21 protein-coding genes are annotated in these 18,166 nt (G+C 67.6%); 14 read left to right on the top strand and 7 right to left on the bottom strand.

The annotated features are described in order from the left end of the window. Nucleotides 1-107 precede the first annotated feature (107 nt). From sufB to FBY39_RS13715, 12 genes are all read left to right on the top strand, one after another. The gene (sufB, locus tag FBY39_RS13770) at nucleotides 108-1,526 is read left to right on the top strand and encodes a Fe-S cluster assembly protein SufB (RefSeq protein ID WP_141932821.1); all 1,419 of its coding nucleotides are present in this window, start codon (nucleotides 108-110) and stop codon (nucleotides 1,524-1,526) included. Further along, nucleotides 1,527-2,711: a Fe-S cluster assembly protein SufD gene (gene sufD, locus FBY39_RS13765; protein ID WP_141932820.1), complete on the top strand. Its 1,185-nt coding sequence runs from the start codon at nucleotides 1,527-1,529 to the stop codon at nucleotides 2,709-2,711. It abuts the gene before it with no gap. Beyond that, complete coding sequence (locus FBY39_RS13760) at nucleotides 2,708-3,034, top strand: non-heme iron oxygenase ferredoxin subunit (protein WP_141932819.1); 327 nt, start codon at nucleotides 2,708-2,710, stop codon at nucleotides 3,032-3,034. The genes sufD and FBY39_RS13760 overlap by 4 nt, the downstream gene beginning before the upstream one ends. Next, nucleotides 3,035-3,805 carry a Fe-S cluster assembly ATPase SufC gene (sufC, locus tag FBY39_RS13755; protein ID WP_141932818.1) on the top strand — a complete coding sequence of 257 codons (771 nt, stop codon included), beginning with the start codon at nucleotides 3,035-3,037 and terminating at the stop codon, nucleotides 3,803-3,805. A gap of 9 nt (nucleotides 3,806-3,814) precedes the next feature. After that, nucleotides 3,815-4,144 carry a metal-sulfur cluster assembly factor gene (locus FBY39_RS13750; protein WP_141932817.1) on the top strand — a complete coding sequence of 110 codons (330 nt, stop codon included), beginning with the start codon at nucleotides 3,815-3,817 and terminating at the stop codon, nucleotides 4,142-4,144. A gap of 65 nt (nucleotides 4,145-4,209) precedes the next feature. Continuing rightward, the gene (locus FBY39_RS13745) at nucleotides 4,210-5,370 is read left to right on the top strand and encodes a MalY/PatB family protein (RefSeq protein WP_141932816.1); all 1,161 of its coding nucleotides are present in this window, start codon (nucleotides 4,210-4,212) and stop codon (nucleotides 5,368-5,370) included. After that, nucleotides 5,367-6,758, top strand: coding sequence for an MFS transporter (locus FBY39_RS13740; protein ID WP_260837993.1), 1,392 nt, complete (start codon nucleotides 5,367-5,369; stop codon nucleotides 6,756-6,758). The genes FBY39_RS13745 and FBY39_RS13740 overlap by 4 nt, the downstream gene beginning before the upstream one ends. Nucleotides 6,759-6,794: 36 nt before the next feature. After that, nucleotides 6,795-7,739 (top strand): siderophore-interacting protein, encoded by a 945-nt coding sequence (locus FBY39_RS13735; protein WP_260837992.1) that lies wholly within the window; start codon nucleotides 6,795-6,797, stop codon nucleotides 7,737-7,739. Beyond that, on the top strand, nucleotides 7,736-8,746 hold the full coding sequence (locus FBY39_RS13730) for an iron ABC transporter permease (protein WP_141932815.1): 1,011 nt from the start codon (nucleotides 7,736-7,738) through the stop codon (nucleotides 8,744-8,746). Before FBY39_RS13735 ends, FBY39_RS13730 begins: the two co-directional genes overlap by 4 nt. Then, on the top strand, nucleotides 8,743-9,762 hold the full coding sequence (locus FBY39_RS13725) for an iron chelate uptake ABC transporter family permease subunit (protein WP_141932814.1): 1,020 nt from the start codon (nucleotides 8,743-8,745) through the stop codon (nucleotides 9,760-9,762). The genes FBY39_RS13730 and FBY39_RS13725 overlap by 4 nt, the downstream gene beginning before the upstream one ends. Nucleotides 9,763-9,767: 5 nt before the next feature. Then, nucleotides 9,768-10,583, top strand: coding sequence for an ABC transporter ATP-binding protein (locus FBY39_RS13720; RefSeq protein WP_186337021.1), 816 nt, complete (start codon nucleotides 9,768-9,770; stop codon nucleotides 10,581-10,583). 20 nt (nucleotides 10,584-10,603) lie between these two features. Then, nucleotides 10,604-11,632, top strand: a complete 1,029-nt coding sequence (locus FBY39_RS13715) for an ABC transporter substrate-binding protein (protein WP_141932812.1) — start codon at nucleotides 10,604-10,606, stop codon at nucleotides 11,630-11,632. 76 nt (nucleotides 11,633-11,708) lie between these two features. Here the strand turns inward: FBY39_RS13715 and FBY39_RS13710 are convergent, their stop codons facing one another. Then, nucleotides 11,709-12,341 (bottom strand): biotin transporter BioY, encoded by a 633-nt coding sequence (locus tag FBY39_RS13710; protein ID WP_141932811.1) that lies wholly within the window; start codon nucleotides 12,339-12,341, stop codon nucleotides 11,709-11,711. Nucleotides 12,342-12,453: 112 nt separating this feature from the next. On the opposite strand from FBY39_RS13710, the gene FBY39_RS13705 reads away from it, so the two are divergent. Next, a complete protein-coding gene (locus tag FBY39_RS13705) occupies nucleotides 12,454-14,052 on the top strand; it encodes an ABC-F family ATP-binding cassette domain-containing protein (RefSeq protein ID WP_141932810.1) in 1,599 nt (532 codons plus the stop codon). Nucleotides 14,053-14,060: 8 nt separating this feature from the next. On the opposite strand, the gene FBY39_RS13700 is transcribed toward FBY39_RS13705, so the two are convergent. Genes FBY39_RS13700 through FBY39_RS13685 form a run of 4 tightly spaced genes read right to left on the bottom strand, consistent with a single transcriptional unit; the run spans nucleotide 14,061 to nucleotide 15,942 of the window. After that, on the bottom strand, nucleotides 14,061-14,915 hold the full coding sequence (locus tag FBY39_RS13700; protein WP_141932809.1) for an SURF1 family protein: 855 nt from the start codon (nucleotides 14,913-14,915) through the stop codon (nucleotides 14,061-14,063). Next, entirely contained in the window at nucleotides 14,912-15,121 is a 210-nt protein-coding gene (locus FBY39_RS13695) for a hypothetical protein (protein ID WP_141932808.1), read from the bottom strand. Before FBY39_RS13695 ends, FBY39_RS13700 begins: the two co-directional genes overlap by 4 nt. After that, nucleotides 15,118-15,468, bottom strand: a complete 351-nt coding sequence (locus tag FBY39_RS13690) for a DUF3099 domain-containing protein (RefSeq protein ID WP_141932807.1) — start codon at nucleotides 15,466-15,468, stop codon at nucleotides 15,118-15,120. Before FBY39_RS13690 ends, FBY39_RS13695 begins: the two co-directional genes overlap by 4 nt. 33 nt (nucleotides 15,469-15,501) lie before the next feature. After that, nucleotides 15,502-15,942, bottom strand: coding sequence for a DUF4190 domain-containing protein (locus FBY39_RS13685; RefSeq protein ID WP_160133134.1), 441 nt, complete (start codon nucleotides 15,940-15,942; stop codon nucleotides 15,502-15,504). Nucleotides 15,943-16,049: 107 nt separating this feature from the next. On the opposite strand from FBY39_RS13685, the gene fabG reads away from it, so the two are divergent. Next, entirely contained in the window at nucleotides 16,050-16,760 is a 711-nt protein-coding gene (gene fabG, locus FBY39_RS13680) for a 3-oxoacyl-ACP reductase FabG (RefSeq protein ID WP_141932805.1), read from the top strand. Nucleotides 16,761-16,772: 12 nt separating this feature from the next. Here the strand turns inward: fabG and FBY39_RS13675 are convergent, their stop codons facing one another. Both FBY39_RS13675 and serB read right to left on the bottom strand, forming a co-directional pair. Beyond that, entirely contained in the window at nucleotides 16,773-17,483 is a 711-nt protein-coding gene (locus tag FBY39_RS13675) for an alpha/beta fold hydrolase (RefSeq protein ID WP_141932804.1), read from the bottom strand. Between the two features lie 32 nt (nucleotides 17,484-17,515). Next, nucleotides 17,516-18,151 carry a phosphoserine phosphatase SerB gene (serB, locus tag FBY39_RS13670; protein ID WP_141932803.1) on the bottom strand — a complete coding sequence of 212 codons (636 nt, stop codon included), beginning with the start codon at nucleotides 18,149-18,151 and terminating at the stop codon, nucleotides 17,516-17,518. Nucleotides 18,152-18,166 lie beyond the last annotated feature (15 nt).

Here is an 18,166-nt window from a genome sequence, read left to right as displayed (position 1 = left end):
TCGGCGCCACTTGAGAGGGCCCACCAGCGGCATCCATTCCAGCGAATACTTCGCTGGTCAGGAATGTCGGGGCGGATGACACCGTTGCGGCCCGGAGGAGAGTGTGTATGTCGGATGTGCTGATCGACCGCCCAGAGCTCGAGAGCCTGGGTGTCTACGAATTCGGGTGGCATGATGCGGATGCCGCCGGCGCGAGCGCGCGACGGGGGATCAACGAAGCCGTCGTCCGCGACATCTCGGCCCTGAAGGCCGAGCCCGAATGGATGCTGAAGACCCGACTCAAGGGGCACCAGCTCTACGAGCGCAAACCGATGCCCACGTGGGGTGCAGACCTCAGCGAGATCGACTTCGACAACATCAAGTACTTCGTGCGGTCGACCGAGAAGCAGGCGCAGTCCTGGGAGGACCTCCCCGCGGAGATCCGCGAGACGTACGAGAAGCTCGGCATCCCCGAGGCTGAGCGTCAGCGTCTCGTCGCGGGTGTCGCCGCTCAGTACGAGTCCGAAGTGGTCTACCACCAGATCAACGAACAGCTCGAAGCCCAGGGCGTCATCTTCATGGACACCGACACGGCGCTGCGCGAGCACCCCGAGTTCTTCGAGGAGTACTTCGGCAGTGTCATCCCGGCGGGCGACAACAAGTTCGCAGCGCTCAATACCGCCGTCTGGTCCGGAGGCTCGTTCGTCTACGTCCCGCCCGGTGTCCACGTCGACATCCCGCTCCAGGCCTATTTCCGGATCAACACCGAGAACATGGGCCAGTTCGAGCGCACGCTGATCATCGCCGACGAGGGCTCCTACGTGCACTACATCGAGGGCTGCACGGCGCCGATCTACAAGAGCGACTCCCTGCACTCGGCTGTCGTGGAGATCATCGTCAAGAAGAACGCGCGCGTTCGCTACACGACGATCCAGAACTGGTCGAACAACGTCTACAACCTCGTCACGAAGCGCGCCGTCGCCCACGAGGGCGCGACGATGGAGTGGGTCGACGGCAACATCGGCTCCAAGGTGACGATGAAGTACCCGTCGATCTTCCTCATGGGCGAGCACGCCAAGGGTGAGACGCTCTCGGTCGCGTTCGCGGGACCGGGCCAGCATCAGGACGCGGGCGCGAAGATGATCCACATGGCGCCCTACACGCAGTCGTCGATCGTCTCCAAGTCGATCGCCCGCGGCGGCGGACGCGCGGGGTATCGAGGCGAAGTCCGTGTCGATGCCAACGCGCATCACAGCGCTAATACGGTGCGGTGCGACGCGCTGCTGGTCGACACGAAATCCCGGTCGGACACGTATCCTGCCATCGACATCCGCGTCGACGACGTCCAGCTGGGCCACGAGGCGACCGTTTCGAAGGTCAGCGAGGAGCAGCTCTTCTACCTGCAGTCGCGGGGAATGGCCGAGGACGAGGCGATGGCGATGATCGTCCGGGGGTTCATCGAGCCGATCGCGCGCGAGCTTCCCATGGAGTACGCCATGGAACTGAACAAGCTCATCGAGATGGGCATGGAAGGATCGGTCGGCTAGATGACGACCACGACACAGGCGCCCCCCGTGGTGCCGGGTTCGACGGCGCATTCCGACGGGGCCTTCGTTCCCGTCCAGACGCGGTCCGAGCGCCCGGCATCCTACGATCCGGCCGACTTCGAGATCCCTTCGGGACGCGAAGTGAACTGGAAGTACACGCCCGTTGCGAAGCTCGCGCCTCTGTTCGTCGATGAGGCGGGACCGCACGGCACGATGACCGTGACGGTGAGCGCTCCGTCGACGGTCGAGCAGAGCGAGCTCCGGATCGGCGAGTCTCCCCGCGGGGATGTCTTCATTCCGGAGGATCGGCCCGCTGCCATCGCCTGGACACAGGAGACGGTCGCGCCCCTCATGCGTATTCCGGCGGGCGTCGAGCTCGACGAACCCATCGTCATCGAACTCGCCGGTGACGGCGGACTCGCGCACGCGCACGTCGTGCTCGAGGCGATGCCGAATTCCCGCGGCACGGTCGTCTTCCGTCACTCCGGCTCCGCATGGCACGCGCAGAACGTCGAGATCATCGTCCGCGACGGTGCACACCTCGAGGTCGTCTCCATTCAGCAGTGGAGCGATGACGCGGTTCATCTCTCCTCCCACCAGGCGCGCGTCGACAAGGACGCGACACTTCGCCACGTCGTCGTGAGCTTCGGCGGCGCGATCGTGCGGGTCAACCCCTCCGTCGAGCTCGCCGGTGCCGGATCCCGTGGCGAGCTGTACGGACTCTCTTACTCCGATGCCGGCCAGCACCTGGAAAGTCAGGTGTACCTGCATCACAAGGGTCCTCACACGAAGGGCGATGTCCTCTACAAGGGCGCCCTGCAGGGTCGGGGCGCGCGGAGTGTATGGATCGGTGACGTGCTCATCGGTCCGGATGCCACCGGCACCGACTCGTACGAGGCGAACCGCAACCTCGTCCTCACCGATGGAGCGCGCGCCGACTCGATCCCGAATCTCGAGATCGAGACGGGCGACATCGCAGGCGCCGGGCACGCGAGCGCCACTGGTCGCTTCGACGACGAGCAGCTCTTCTATCTCCAGGCGCGCGGTATCAGCGAAGACGAGGCTCGCCGCCTCGTCGTCCTCGGATTCCTCTCCGAGATCGTGCAGAAGATCGGTCTGCCCGCGCTCGAGGGCGAACTCATCGCGGCCATCGAGGCCGAACTCACGCTGGAGCTCGGGTCGTGACGGCGCAGCGCGTCTGCGCCGTCAGCGATCTCGTGCAGGACGAGGCCCGTCGTGTCGAGGTCGATGGCGTGCCGATGGCGCTCGTCCTGGATGGAAACGGCGAGATCCACGCGATCGGCGATACCTGCACGCACGGTGACATCTCGCTCGCCGAGGGTTTCGTCGAGGGCGACACCCTCGAGTGCTGGGCTCATGGCTCGGCGTTCTCGCTCCGCACGGGAAAGCCCCTCAACCTCCCCGCTTACGAGCCCGTCCCCGTCTACGTCGTTCAGATCGACGGCGACGACGTGCTCATCGACCCGAACCTCACGAAGGAAGTCTGAATGTCTGTCCTCGAGATCCGCGACCTGTATGTGACGGTCGAGACGGATGCTGGAACCACCCCCATCCTCAACGGGGTCACACTGACCATCAATACGGGCCAGACCCACGCCATCATGGGCCCCAACGGGTCGGGCAAGTCGACGCTGGCCTACACGATCGCAGGCCACCCGAAGTACACCGTCACGAGTGGGTCGATCACGCTCGACGGTGAAGACGTCCTGGAGATGTCCGTCGACGAGCGCGCACGCGCGGGACTCTTCCTCGCGATGCAGTACCCCGTCGAGATTCCCGGCGTCACGGTGACCAACTTCCTCCGCACGGCCAAGACCGCGATCGACGGCGAGGCGCCGTCCATCCGCTCCTGGACGAAGGACGTCAAGTCGTCGATGAAGAACCTGCGCATGGACCCGAAGTTCGCGCAGCGCAACGTCAACGAAGGTTTCTCGGGTGGCGAGAAGAAGCGCCACGAGATCCTCCAGCTCGAATTGCTCAAGCCGCGCTTCGCGGTCCTCGACGAGACCGACTCCGGGCTCGACGTCGATGCGCTGAAGATCGTCTCCGAAGGCGTCAACCGCGCGAAGGAGGAGACGGGTCTCGGGCTGCTCCTCATCACGCATTACACCCGGATCCTCCGCTACATCCACCCCGACTACGTCCACGTCATGGTCGCGGGGCGCATCGTCGAGGAGGGTGGTCCGGAGCTCGCCGACCGACTCGAGGACGAAGGATACGATCGCTTCGTCGAGCCGCTCGCGGATGCCGACGCGTAGGATCGGCTCATGACCGCAACGCTCGCTCCTGAGAAGTACGACGAGGTCACCGAGGCCCTCAAAGACGTGATGGACCCCGAACTGGGGATCAACGTCGTCGACCTCGGTCTCATCTACGACCTCGCGTGGGACGACGAGAATGATGCGCTCGTCATCCACATGACGTTGACGTCCGCTGGCTGCCCGCTGACGGACGTGCTCGAAGAGCAGACCGCTCAAGCTCTCGACGAGGTCGTGGACCGCTTCCGCATCAATTGGGTGTGGATGCCGCCGTGGGGTCCCGAGCGGATCACTGACGACGGCCGCGACATGATGCGCGCCCTCGGCTTCGCCATCTGACGGATTCGACGTCGGCGGATGTCCGCCAGCAGGCTCGTGCGGCCGGTCGTCGGTAGGCTCGAAGGGTGAGCGTCACCCCGTTGCAAGCACTGCCCCTCGATCTGCTGCGCCAGCGCACCAGCACGAAGTGGACGAAGTACGGGGCCGACATCTTGCCGTTCTTCGTCGCGGAGACGGACTACGCTCTGGCTCCCGCGATCTCCCGTGCGCTCACGCGCGCGGTCGAGCTGGGTGACACCGGATACACCCCGCCGGCACCCGGCATCAGAGAGACGTTCGTCGGGTTCGCGGAGCGCAGGCTCGCGTGGACCGTGGATCCCTCGCACGTCTTCTGGACAGCGGATGTCATCATGGGCGTCGTCGAGATCCTTCGGCGCGTCATCGAGCCCGGCGAGCGCGTCGTCGTGATGCCGCCCGTATATCCCCCTTTCTACGACACCGTGGAAGAGGCCGGCGGTGTCGTCGAACGGGTGCCGCTCTCCCGGACCTCTGGGGGATGGGAGCTCGACCTCGCCGGTATCGACGCGGCGCTGGCAGGTGGGGCGCGCGCGATCCTGCTGTGCAATCCACACAACCCGACGGGCACTGTTCACTCGTCGGCACGCCTGCGCGGGCTCGCGGAGATCGCTGAACGACACGGAGTGCCGGTCATCAGCGACGAGATCCACGCACCCCTCACTCACGCACCCGCCGTGTTCACGCCGTTCTTGGCTGCGTCAGAAGCGGCGCGCGCGATCGGTTACGCCGTGACGAGCGTGAGCAAGACCTTCAATCTCGCAGGACTCAAGTGCGCCATCATGGTGGGCGGCTCCGATCGTCAGGCCAATCTCATCCGCCGCCTCCCGTGGGAGGTCGAGTGGCGGACGGGCCACTTCGGCGCGATCGCTCATATCGCGGCGTGCAGGCCGGAGAGCGATGCGTGGGTCGACAGCCTGCTCGCGGCTCTCGACGAGAACCGGCGCGTGCTCACGGAACTCTTGAGCGCGCACCTTCCGCTCGCCCGCTACATCGAGCCTGACGCGGGCTATCTGGCATGGGTCGACGTGTCGGCGTACGGGTGGGGCGACAACCCCGCGAGGAAAATCCTCCGCGACGCGAAGGTCGCGTTCCATCACGGGCCCCTTTTCGGCGACGAAGGAAAGGGGCACGTCCGTATCAACTTCGGCTGCTCACCCGACCTGTTGCGTGACGCGATCGAACGCGTCGGCGCGCTGGTCCGGTCGTGACCCGGCCGGTCGTGACCGCGCTCGACGACCGCGTCACGGGAGTTTGGAGCCCGCGCTATGTGTGGGTGACCGCGGGCGCCGTCGCGCTCATCTTCCTCGCCGCAGTCCAGTCGCTCGCCGTGACGACCGTCATGCCCGTCGTGAGCGCCGACCTCGACGGCGACGCGCTGTACGCGGTGGCTTTTGCCGGCACGCTCGCCACGAGTGTCATCGGGATGGTCGTCGTCGGCGCGTGGTGCGACCGCGGCGGCGTCCTGGCGCCCCTCACGACGGCTGTCGTCCTCTTCGTCGCGGGTCTGGTCCTCGCCGGCGCTGCTCCGACCATGGAGCTGTTGGTCGTCGGCCGGCTCGTGCAGGGACTCGGCACGGGCGGGCAGACGGTCGCGCTCTACGTCGTGGTGGCTCGGGTGTATCCCGCCATCCTCCACGGTCGCGTCTTCGCGGCCTTCTCGGCGGCCTGGGTCGTCCCGTCCCTCATCGGTCCCGCGCTCGCTGGCGCGGTCACGGAGTTCTTGCACTGGCGATGGGTCTTCCTCGGCGTCGCCGCTCTGACCGTCGTCGCGTTCACGATGGTCGTGCTGCGTCTGCATGGACAGCCGCTGGGCACCGAGCATCCCGCGACGGAGCGTATCTGGCCCCGCATCGTGTGTGCCGTCGCCGTTGCCACGGGGGCGCTCGCCCTGAGCCTCGCCGGTCAGCTCGGCCCTTTCGCCATCGCCGTCGTCGCGGGATCGGCCGTCCTCATCGCGTTCGCTTCGCGGCCGCTGCTGCCGAGGGGCACGCTTCGCGCGGCGCGGGGGCTCCCGAGCGTCGTCCTGATGCGAGGTCTCATCGCCGGCGCCTTGTTCGGCACCGAGATCTACATCCCCTACCTTCTCATCGACGAGTACGGATTCTCGCCGACGTGGGCAGGGCTCGGGTTGACGGCGGCGGCGCTCGCCTGGGCGGCGGCCGCCGACGTGCAGGGGAGGTTCGGCGATCGCCTGGGCAACACGCGGATCACGATCATCGGCTCGAGTCAGCTGCTGACGGCGATCGCGCTCTCGGGCGCGACGGCCCTCTGGGGGCTTCCTCCCGCTGTCATGATCGCGGGCTGGGCGCTCGCGGGCGGTGGCATGGGACTCATGTACCCGCGGCTCACGGTGCTGACACTCGCATACTCCACCGCCCAGAACCAGGGCTTCAACTCGTCTGCCTTGTCGATCTCCGACGCCGTGGGGTCGGCGACGGCGATCGCTGTCATGGGGCTTGCGTTCACTGCGCTGGCATCGACGGATGCCGGATTCCCCGTCGTCTTCGCGATCGGTGCGGTCCTCGCGGCTCTCGCTCTCATCCCGGGTCTCCGGATGGGGAGCGCGCGGCGATCGGTACCTTCCGAACCGGCCTGATTTGTCGCAGAGAGGAGGTAAGGCTAGCCTTACTGGGTGACTTCTCTGACAGAGACGCCGACTCGGCCCGCGTATCGTCCCTACCGGACGCAGGTCGCTGCTGTCACCAGACTGTCGCCGCACTTCGCCCGGATCGAGGTGACAGGACCCGACCTCGATGTCTTCGGCACGGCGGGACTGGACCAGCGGATCAAGCTCATCCTGCCGTTGGCGGACGGAACGTTCACCGACATCGGTCAGGATGACGACGCTGCGCTCGACGCCGGCACCTGGTACGACCTCTGGCGCGGTGTTCCCACTGACGTCCGCAGCCCGCTCCGCACCTACACGGTCCGCAGGATCGATCCCGACGCACGTCGGTTGACGATCGACTTCGTTCTTCACCACGACCCGGGTCCTGCCGGGGCATGGGCCGAAGGCGCGACGGTCGGTCAAGAGCTCCTCGTCATCGGGCCGGATGAGCGCAGCGACGGATCGCGGCTCGGCTTGGACTGGCATCCCGGGACTGCGCGTCGGGTCATCCTCGCCGGCGACGAGACGGCCGCGCCGGCCATCTGCAGCATCCTGGAGAAACTGGGTCCCGAGTTCGACGTCGATGCGTTCATCGAGGTCCCGACAGCGGCCGACCGGCTCGAGATCGTGACGCCTGCCGGATTCCGAGTGTCGTGGATCCCGCGCCATGACCGAGACCACGGCGCGGCACTCACCGACGCCGTGACATCGTGGACGGCACGGTCGACCGACGTGCTAGCGAAGGCGGCAGCGCCGCGTCGTCAACCGCTCGCCGACGTCGACGTCGACCGCGAGATGATCTGGGACAGCCCGGAGGATTCCGAGGGCGAGTTCTACGCGTGGATCGCGGGGGAGTCTGGCATGGTCAAGACACTGCGCCGCCACCTCGTCCAAGGATGCGGCGTCGACCGCAAGCGGGTCGCGTTCATGGGCTACTGGCGGCTCGGACAGTCCGAGCGACAGGAATGACGACGGTTCGCGACCGGCGCGGACGACTTCTGCTGCTCGTGATGCTCGTGCTGCTCGCCGGCATGACGGTCATCAGCCTCATGGTCGGCGCACGCTCGGTCGCTCCGTCCGTCGTTATCGACGCGCTCGTGCGACCCGACATGTCGATCGCCGATCACAGCGTGATCGTGACGCAGCGGATTCCCCGGACGGTCATCGGGATCGCGGCGGGCGCCGCTCTCGCCCTCGCGGGAACCCTCATGCAGGGCCTCACGAGGAACCCGCTCGCCGACCCGGGCCTGCTCGGCGTCAACGCGGGTGCTTCCGTCGCGGTGCTCGCCGCGATCACGCTTCTGGGGATCACGCAGCCCGCCGGGTTCGTCTGGTTCGCCTTCGCGGGCGCCGCCGCGGCAGCCGTCGTCGTCGCCCTCATCGGAGCCCGCGGTCCCGACGCCTCGAATCCGGCGAAGCTCGCACTGACGGGCGCGGCCGTCACCGCCGGACTCACCGCCATCACGACTCTGATCCTGACGACATCCATCACAGCCTTCGACGTCTTCCGGTACTGGCAAGTGGGGGGACTCACGGCGCGCGGACTCGATTCCGTCGCCGTCGTCGCGGTGCCGCTCCTGGTCGGCGCTGTCATCGCGCTCCTTTCCGCTCGCGGCCTCGACCTCATCGCACTCGGTGAGGACACGGCATCGGGTCTCGGGCACAACGTCTCCCGGACGCGCGCCCTCGGGATCGTTGCGACGGTGCTGCTGTGCGGCGGAGCGACGGCGATCGCGGGACCGATCGTCTTCCTCGGGCTCGTCGTGCCGCACGTTCTGAGGTCGCTCGTCGGCGGCGACTACCGCTGGCTCTTGTGGATCGGTGCCCCGGCGGGAGCAGTCCTCCTCCTGAGCGCCGACGTGATCGGGCGCGTCATCGCACCTCCCGGCGAGGTGCAGGCCGGGCTCGTCGTCGCCTTCGTAGGAGCGCCCGTGCTCGTCAGCCTCGTGCTCCGCAGGAAGCGGATCGCGCTGTGAGTCCGTCGATTCTCGACATCCGCGTCCGGCTGCGCCGCCGCCGTCTTCTCGTCGGATCCGTTCTCGCGGTCGTGGTGATCACGATCGCGACCGTGTCGCTCTCGGTCGGTGACTTCGAGATCGCCCCGGCCGATCTGTGGGCGACCCTCTGGGGCGCGGGGGACCGCGCTCAGAGCTACGTCGTCTTTCAGGTACGCGCCCCGCGGCTCGCCATGGCGCTCGTCGTCGGGGCATGCCTCGGTGTCGCGGGTGCGCTTCTGCAGTCGCTCCTCCGGAACCCGCTCGCGAGTCCCGACCTCCTCGGGATCAGCGGGGGAGCGGGCGCCGCAGCCGTCTTCGCGATTCTCGTGTTCGGCGTCGGGGGCCCGCTCCTCGCTCTCGCCGCGTTCCTCGGCGGCCTTGCGGTGGCCGCTTTCCTCCTCTTCGCAGGCAATCGTGCCGGTGACGGAGGGTATCGCCTGATCCTCGCGGGAGTCGGCGTGGCATTCCTCTGCGCGGCGATCACGAGCTTCCTCATGATCCGCGCGAAGGTCGAACTCGCCCAGTCTGCGCTCATCTGGCTCACCGGGAGCCTCGCCTCCACGCCATGGTGGAACGTCCTCATCGTCCTCGTCGCGGCAGTCCTCGCACTGCCGGGCGTCATCGCGGCACGACGCTGGCTTCCCGTCACACAGATGGGTCCTCAGACCGCCGCATCGCTCGGCGTGCGTCCGTCGACCGTGCGGATGACGGCGGTCGTGACCGCTGTCGTGCTCACCGCCGTCACGTGCGCCTTCGTCGGGCCGATCTCGTTCATCGCGCTCTGCGCTCCGGCGATCGCGCGCCCGCTCCTCGGTCACGGCGCGGTCGCCGTCGGCACGAGTGCGGCCGTCGGAGCGACCCTCCTGATGAGCGCCGACCTCGTTGCGCAGTACGCGATCCCCGGTGTCTCGGTGCCGGTCGGCGTCGTCACGGGCGCGCTCGGCGCCGTGTTCCTCCTGTGGTTCCTCGCGACGTCGAAAGGACGACAGCTGTGACGAACATCTCCTCCGCCCCCCGATTGGCGGCGCGCGGACTCTCGGCGGGCTACCCCGGCCGCCGAGTCATCGAGGGACTCGACCTCGAATTCGCGCCCGGCCGCATCACGATGATCATCGGTGCGAACGCGTGCGGGAAGTCCACCCTCCTGAGCGCCCTGGCACGGGTCACCAGCCCGCTTGCGGGCCGCATCGAGCTGGACGGCGAGGATGTCTCGACGATTCCACGGCGGCAGTTCGCCCGCAGTGTCGGCCTTCTCCCGCAGCATCCTCTCGCTCCCGACGGCCTGACCGTCGGCGAACTCGTCTCGCGCGGCCGCTACCCCCACCGTGGGCTCTTCCAGCGGTGGAGCGCACTGGATACCAGTCGCGTCGACGATGCGATGCGCAAGACGGGAGTTCTCGGCCTCGCTGACCGTCCGCTCGGCGACCTCTCCGGAGGGCAGCGTCAGCGCGTCTGGATCGCCATGGCGCTGGCGCAGGAACCCCAGATCCTCCTTCTCGACGAGCCCACGACGTTCCTCGATCTGAGTCACCAGATCGAGGTGCTCGACCTCTTGCGCGACCTCAACCGCACCGACGGCACCACGATCGTCGTCGTGCTCCACGAGCTGAATCTCGCCGCGCGGTACGCGGACGATCTCATCGTCATGAACCACGGAGCCATCGTCGCCCACGGCGCTCCCGGCGATGTGCTCACGAGTGCCGTCGTCGCGGAGGCCTTCGACCTCGATGCCCTCGTGATCCCCGACCCACTGACCTCCACACCCCTGGTCATTCCTGTTCCGGGCGGCGCCCACGCCGCCCCGGACACCGAATGACGCGACCGAAAGGAAACACCATGACACGTTCCCCCCGCTTCGCCGCACTCGGCGCTCTGGCCATCGTGGGCGCCCTCGCCCTCACGGGATGCGCGGGTTCCGCCGGCGACACGTCGCCGACGGAGGATGCGCCCGCTGCCGATGGCTTCCCCGTGACCTTCGAGCACATGTACGGCGAGACGACGATCGAGACCAAGCCCGAGCGGATCGCGACGTGGGGCTGGGGTGCCACGGATGCCGTCCTCGCCCTCGGCATCGTGCCCGTTGCGATCGCGTCGATGGATTATGGCGGAGGTGACAACCGCATCACTCCGTGGGTCGAGGACGCGATCGAGGAACTCGGCGGTGAGGAGCCTGTCATCCTCGACAGCGCGACCTACGAGCTCAAGGTCGAAGAGCTTCTGGCCGCTGACGCCGAGGTCCTCATCGCGCCGTACTCGGGGTTGACGCAGGAGGAGTACGACGAAGTGACCGGCGCCGGTATCGCCGTCATCGCGCCCGAAGAGGCTCTTTGGGCGACGCCGTGGCGCGACGTCATCACGGAGACGGGCCGCGCCCTCGGTCTCGAGAGCGAATCCGAGCAGCTCCTCAGCGATCTCGACGCGCAGGTCGCCGATGCGGCAGCCGAGCACCCCGAGTTCGCGGGCACGACGATCGCCTACCCGTCGGACGACGTCGACACCTTCTACCTCTACCTTCCCGCCGACCCGCGCGTCGAGATCCTCGAGGACCTCGGCTTCGTCACGCCCGAGTCGGTCACGGCGCTCGACAACGGTGAGTCGAGCTTCTACACGACGGTGAGCTCGGAGAACCTCGATCAGATCGATGCCCAAGTGATCTTCACTCAGGTCGAGAACGACGCAGCGCTCGAGACGTTCCTCACCTCGGACCGGACGAAGCTCGTTCCGGCGATCGCCGCGGGCGCCGTCGCGGCGATCGTCGGCGAGGAGAACGTCGCAGCGATCTCGCCGACGGCGCTGACGCTGCCGTGGATCCTGCCGGAGATGGTGGAGAAGCTCGCCGCGGCGACCGCGGTCGCGCAGGGCTGATCCCCTGAGTCCTATGAAGAACGCCCCGGCCGTGCGGCCGGGGCGTTCTTCATATCAGCGACGGGACGGCGCGGTGTCAGTCCTTCGAGCGCGCGTCGACCTTGCGGACGAGAGCCCACGCCGCGGGGATGAGTGCGGCAGCGACGGCCGCCTTCACGACACCGCCGACGATGAAGGGGAAGACGCCGAATTCCAGGATCTGGACGAAGGTGAACTCGCCGCCGAGCACGACGTTGAGGATGAAGGCCATGTAGGGCACGCCGAAGACGAAGGGCACGACGCTCGCGGCGGCGAATCCGACGAACGCGAGCACCGGCTTGCGGTCCCACGCCTTGCGCGCGAACCAGCCCGCGACGAATGCCGCGAAGATGAATCCGATGACGAAGCCGAAGCTCGGCTTCATGACGGCGGCGATGGTGCCGGTGAAGCCGGCGAAGACGGGGAGTCCTGCGAGACCGGCGAGAAGGTACGTCGTGAGCGCCGCGGCACCCCTCCACGGACCGAGAGCTGCGCCGACGAGGATGACGCCGAGCGTCTGGCCCGTGATCGGCACCGGCTGGAGCGGGATCTCCACCTGCGCCAGAACCGCCACCAGAGCGGCGCCTGTGACGACGAGTGCCGCGTCGACGGCGAAGGTGCGTCCCCTCGACCCCGAACGTGTGAACACATCTGCCAGGACACGGCGGGGAGGTGCGGCGACAAGCGACATGAGGCTCCTTCGATCTCGGCGCCCGCGGCGAGAGGCGGGTCTCGACTTATACTAGGGGGCTGGCCCTCTGCCGCCCTTTGTACCCCACCACTGACGGAACGGACGTTTTGCTGTGCTTGCCGTGCACGACCTCGAGATCCGCGTCGGAGCCCGCGTCCTCATGTCCGACGTGTCGTTCCGCGTGTCGCCGGGCGACAAGATCGGACTCGTCGGTCGCAACGGAGCCGGCAAGACGACGCTGACAAAAGTCCTCGCGGGTGATCTCATCGCCGCCGACGGGAAGGTGGAGAGGTCCGGCGAACTCGGCTACCTCCCGCAGGATCCGAGGTCGGGCGATCCCGAGATGCTGGCCCGTACGCGCATCCTAGATGCTCGCGGTCTCGGCACCCTCGCCCTGGGGATGTACGACGCGTCGCTCGCGATGGGCGACGACGATCCCGAGGCCGCGGCGCGAGCCATGCGGAAGTACGCGAACCTCACGGAGCGCTTCGAAGCGCTCGGCGGATATGCCGCGGAGGCCGAGGCCGCCTCGATCGCTCACAACCTGTCCCTGCCCGATCGCATCCTCGATCAGCCCCTCAAGACACTCTCGGGCGGTCAGCGTCGCAGGATCGAGCTTGCGCGCATCCTGTTCTCCGACGCCCAGACGATGATCCTCGACGAGCCGACCAACCACCTCGACGCCGACAGCGTCGTGTGGCTGCGCGAGTTCCTCAAGGGCTACAAGGGCGGCCTCATCGTCATCTCGCACGACGTCGAGCTCGTGGGCGAGACCGTCAACCGCGTGTTCTACCTCGACGCCAATCGCCAGGTGATCGACGTCTACAACATGAACTGGAAGAACTACCTCCGTCAGCGGGTCGCCGACGAAGAACGCCGCAAGAAGGAACGTGCCGGCGCGGAGAAGAAGGCGACGGCGCTTCAGCAGCAGGCAGCCCGATTCGGAGCAAAGGCGTCGAAGGCTGCTGCCGCTCATCAGATGGTGGCCCGCGCCGAGAAGCTGCTGGCGGGGCTCGACGATGTACGCCAGGAGGACCGGGTCGCAAAGCTGCGGTTCCCCAAGCCCGCGCCGTGTGGAAAGACGCCGCTCATGGCGAGCGGGCTGTCGAAGTCCTACGGATCGCTGGAGATCTTCACGGATGTCGATCTGGCGATCGATCGCGGTTCGAAAGTCGTCATCCTCGGTCTCAACGGTGCAGGCAAAACGACGCTGCTGCGCATCCTCGCGGGGGTCGACAAGGCGGATACGGGTGTCATCGAGCCCGGGCACGGACTCAAGGTGGGCTACTACGCCCAGGAGCATGAGAACCTCGATGTCGGTCGCTCCGTGCTGGAGAACATGATGTCGGCGGCCCCCGATATCACCGCGACGGAAGCCCGGAAGGTGCTCGGGTCCTTCCTCTTCACAGGCGACGACGTGCTCAAGCCCGCAGGCGTGCTCTCGGGCGGGGAGAAGACGCGCCTTTCGCTCGCGACCCTCGTCGTGTCGTCGGCGAACATGCTGCTGCTCGACGAGCCCACGAACAACCTCGATCCCGCCTCGCGGGAGGAGATCCTCGGAGCCCTCGCGCACTACGAGGGCGCGGTCGTCTTGGTTTCGCACGACGAAGGCGCCGTAGAGGCGCTCAATCCCGAGCGGGTCCTCATCCTGCCCGACGGCGTCGAGGACATCTGGGGCCGAGACTACGCCGACCTGATCTCGCTCGCGTAGCGACCCGATCAGCGCGCGGCGTCGAGGAGCGCATCCTCGTCTTCCGCGTCTCGATCGCGGCGGCGGCCCGTCGGCGCGGGAGGGTGCGGCGCGGCATCCGTGTCGTCTTCTTCGGCCTCTTCTCGACGGGCCATGATCTCGGTGCGGATGATGTAGCCGATGAAGATGAAGCCCATGATCGCGAAGAGGATCCACTGGATCGCGTACGACAGGTGAGGCCCGGGGTCTTCGGATGGCGCGCTCAAGGCGACGGGCCGCGTCTCGGGGGCGGGATCTTCCGACGCCATGATCCCGTAGGCGCTGAGCTCGAGTTCCTGTGCGGTTTCCGCAGAAAGGCGATCGGCGATGAAGGGTAGGTTGATCGTCGGCACCTGACCCTCGTCGGCGGTGCGACCGGACGACGGGAGCGGCTCCCCGGGCCGGACGCGGACGAGGACGTCGACCTGCCCCGACGGCGCGGCCGGAACCGCATCGGGTTCCGGTCCTTCCCTGCCCGGCGGCACCCATCCACGATTGACCATCAGGACCCGTCCGTCGTCTAGACGGAAGGGCACGAGCACCTCGAAGGCGGCTGTGCCGCCATGCGGACGATTACGTACGAGCAGCTGTTCGTCGTTCAGGTACTCACCGCTCAGAAGCACGGGCTGCCACTCCGCGGATGCCGAAAGTTCGCCTCCGGGCGGGATGACATCGGCCAGGGCGACCGGGGGAGCGTCGTAGTTCGACTCGACGAGTTCCAGCTGGGCGGCACGATCCGCGTTTCGCGTGAACTGCCAGTTCGCGAGGAAGGCGCAGGCGATCGCGAAGGCGATCGCGACGGCGGTGTAGGTCGCCCAGCGGACGGCGACCGGTGAGCGCTTCACGAGGCGACCTCGATCGGCGCGACGTCGAGCGGGAAGGACCGGGCCGAGAGGAACTCCCTCAGATAGCCGACGTGCTCATCGCACGCCGTCCACGACTTCCGCCGCTCCGGCGAGTGGATCTTGGGGTTCCGCCAATCGATCCGCCAGTGCGCGTCCTCGCGGCACCCCACGCGCGAGCAGATCACGGGCACGCCGTCGCCCGTCACTGCGAGCCGCTGTCGTCGAGCTCGCGGCGCTCCTCGATGCGGATGACGCGGGGCGTGGACTCGGGTACCGGTGCGGCGATCATGGGCAACGTCTTCTCCGGATCCACCGGCGCGCGACGGGCCGTCTCGCCGACGTTCGCGAGCACCACCGCGAAGTAGGGAAGGAACACCGCGGCCGCGGCGAGCACCCACGTGTACCACCCGTAGGGGGTGATGACGACCATGAGGATGAAGCACAGAATCCGAACCCCCATGAGGAGGAGATAGCGCAGTGAGCGCGAGTGCGCGTCGTCGTGCGGCGACGCTGGCAGCGACGTCGCCGACGGGCGATCCGGCGAGTTCCTCACGATGATCCAGCCTACGCCGGTCACCGGGGAAGGTCACCGATACGACGAAGACGTGATGACCGAAATCGTGATGAGGAAGACGATGCCGAGGATGACCGCCAGGCCCACATAGCCGACGATGACGCCGGCGAGTGCCATCCCGCGCCCCTTCTCGCCACGACGACGGATCTGACCGAGAGCGATGTGTCCCGTGATGACGGCGGTGAGCGGTCCGAAGAACGGCAGGATCCAGAAGAAGCCCACGATGCTCGCAACGAGGGAGATCACCGAGAGGACGTTGGTCTTGACGAGCGGATATCCGTACGCGGGGGCTCCCGCGTAGGGGTATCCCGGCGCCACTCCATAGGGCGGGGGCGCGTACTGCGGCGCTGGTGGACCCGCGGGAGCCGCGTACCCGTAGCCCGCGGGGGGCGCGTACGACGGTTGCGTCGCGCCGTTCGCCTCGTTCGTCGAAGGTGAATCCGGTGTGCTCACGCTCTGCCCTTCCGTCGTGCTCTTTCCGCGTCCCAGCCTAGCGACGACGACTTTCCGCACCGCCAGTAGGCTGGTGCGGATCCGTCACCGCACGAGGAGAGCCTTTCATGCCCACTGACCGTGTCGTCCTCGTCACCGGAGGAAACCGCGGCATCGGCCGCGCCATCGCCGAGAGATTCGTCGCCGAAGGCTACCGCGTAGCCGTGACGGCTCGTTCGGGGGAGGGACCTGAAGGAACGCTCACGGTGCGCGCCGACGTCACCGACGCCGCCGCCGTCGACGCAGCGTTCTCCGAGGTCGAGAAGCAGCTCGGTCCCATCGAGATCGTCGTCGCGAACGCGGGAGTCACGAAGGATACGCTGCTGCTGCGCATGACGGAAGACGACTTCGACTCGGTAATCGCGACGAACCTCGGCGGCGCTTTCCGTGTCGTCAAGCGCGCGTCGAAGGGCATGCTCAAGGCTCGCTGGGGTCGCGTCATCCTCATCTCATCCGTGGTCGGTCTGTACGGCTCGGCCGGTCAGATCAACTACGCATCCTCCAAGAGCGGCCTCGTCGGATTCGCTCGCTCGCTCACTCGCGAACTCGGTGGACGCGGCATCACGGCGAATATCGTGGCGCCCGGCTTCATCGAGACCGACATGACGGCGGAACTGCCTGCAGAGACCCAGGCCGAGTACAAGAAGAACATCCCCGCCGGTCGCTTCGCGACTCCCGGCGAGGTCGCGGGCGTCGTGACATGGCTGGCATCCGACGATGCGGCGTACGTGTCAGGCGCCGTCATCCCCGTGGATGGCGGACTCGGCATGGGGCACTGACGACACCACCCGTCAGCGTCGGACGGCGTCGAGGATCGCCGCGGAAACCCGTTCGGGCTTCGTGAACTGCGGCCAGTGGCCGGGCTCCTCGTCGTCGGATCGCACGTCGACGACGTCGAGCCGGTCGAGCGATCCCAGCTCGGCGGCCCAGACGGGGGCGGCTTCGATGATCTCCGCGATCTCGGACGGGCGCACCGTGTTGGTGATCATCGTCGTGGGGATACGGCGCCGGGCGACGTCGCCCAGTGTGACCGGATCGGTCGGGACCCGTGCGGGCACGGACGACATCGTCGGCGACAATCGTGCGCGCGTTTCTTCTCCGATGTCCGACACATCCATCTCGTCGAAGAACTCCCACCCGGGGAACGGGATCACACCGCCGACGACGGGGAACTCCGAGATCGAACCGCCTTCTGCCGGGGGGAACGTGTCGAGGAGGATGAGCCGCACCACGCGGTCGGGTCGAGCGCCGGCAGCCGCGTAGACGACGTTGCCGCCCCCGCTATGGCCGACGAGGACGACGGGGTCGTCACGGGTATCGATGACGGCGACGACGGCGTCGACCCAGTCGGCGATTCCGATCTCGGCGGATTCGGACGCCGATGCGCCCACGCCCGGCATCGTCAACGGATGGACGGTGTGGCCCGCATCTTCGAGGACCGGTGCGATGGCATCCCACGAAGAGGCGTCGAGCCACAGGCCCGGAACGAGAATGATGTCCATGGCGCCCAGGCTACGCTCGGGCCACGACATCGCTAGGGGAGGAGCGGGACGACCTCACGCAGGTCGACGCGTCCGATCACCATGTCGGCGAGAGCGCGCACGGCGGGCTTGGCGTTGAAGGCCAGTCCGAGGCCCGCGACCGCCATCATCCGGAGATCGTTCGCCCCGTCTCCGATCGCGATCGTGCGCGACAGGGGGATCCCGGCATCCGTCGCCCACTCCCGCAGCGCCGATGCCTTGCCCTCCGCGTCGACGATCGGCCCGTCCACGACGCCCGTCAACGCCCCGTCGGCGACGGCGAGCCGGTTCGCCCGCCAGACGTCCACGCCGAGTGCGGGTGCGACGGTGTCGAGGATCTCGTGGAACCCGCCCGAGACGACCGCGACCGTCCCGCCCCGCTCGTGGATCGCAGCCGTCAGCTCCTGCACGCCCGGCGTGGGCTCGATGCGGTCGAGGACCCGCGCGAACGCATCCGTCGGCACGCCCTCCAGCGTTGCGACGCGAGAACGCAGGCTCTCGGCGAAGTCCACGTCGCCGCGCATCGCCGCCTCTGTCGCGGCAGCCACCTCCGCCCCGCGTCCCGCTTCGTCGGCGAGGAGTTCGATGACCTCGTTGCGGATGAGCGTCGAGTCGGCGTCCAGGACCACGAGAAAGCGCGTGCGGGGCATTCCCCTACGCTAGCG

Source organism: Microbacterium sp. SLBN-146, assembly GCF_006715145.1.
Lineage (GTDB): Bacteria > Actinomycetota > Actinomycetes > Actinomycetales > Microbacteriaceae > Microbacterium.
Note: the sequence above shows the minus strand (reverse complement) of the source record. Positions and strands in the feature narration are given on the sequence as shown.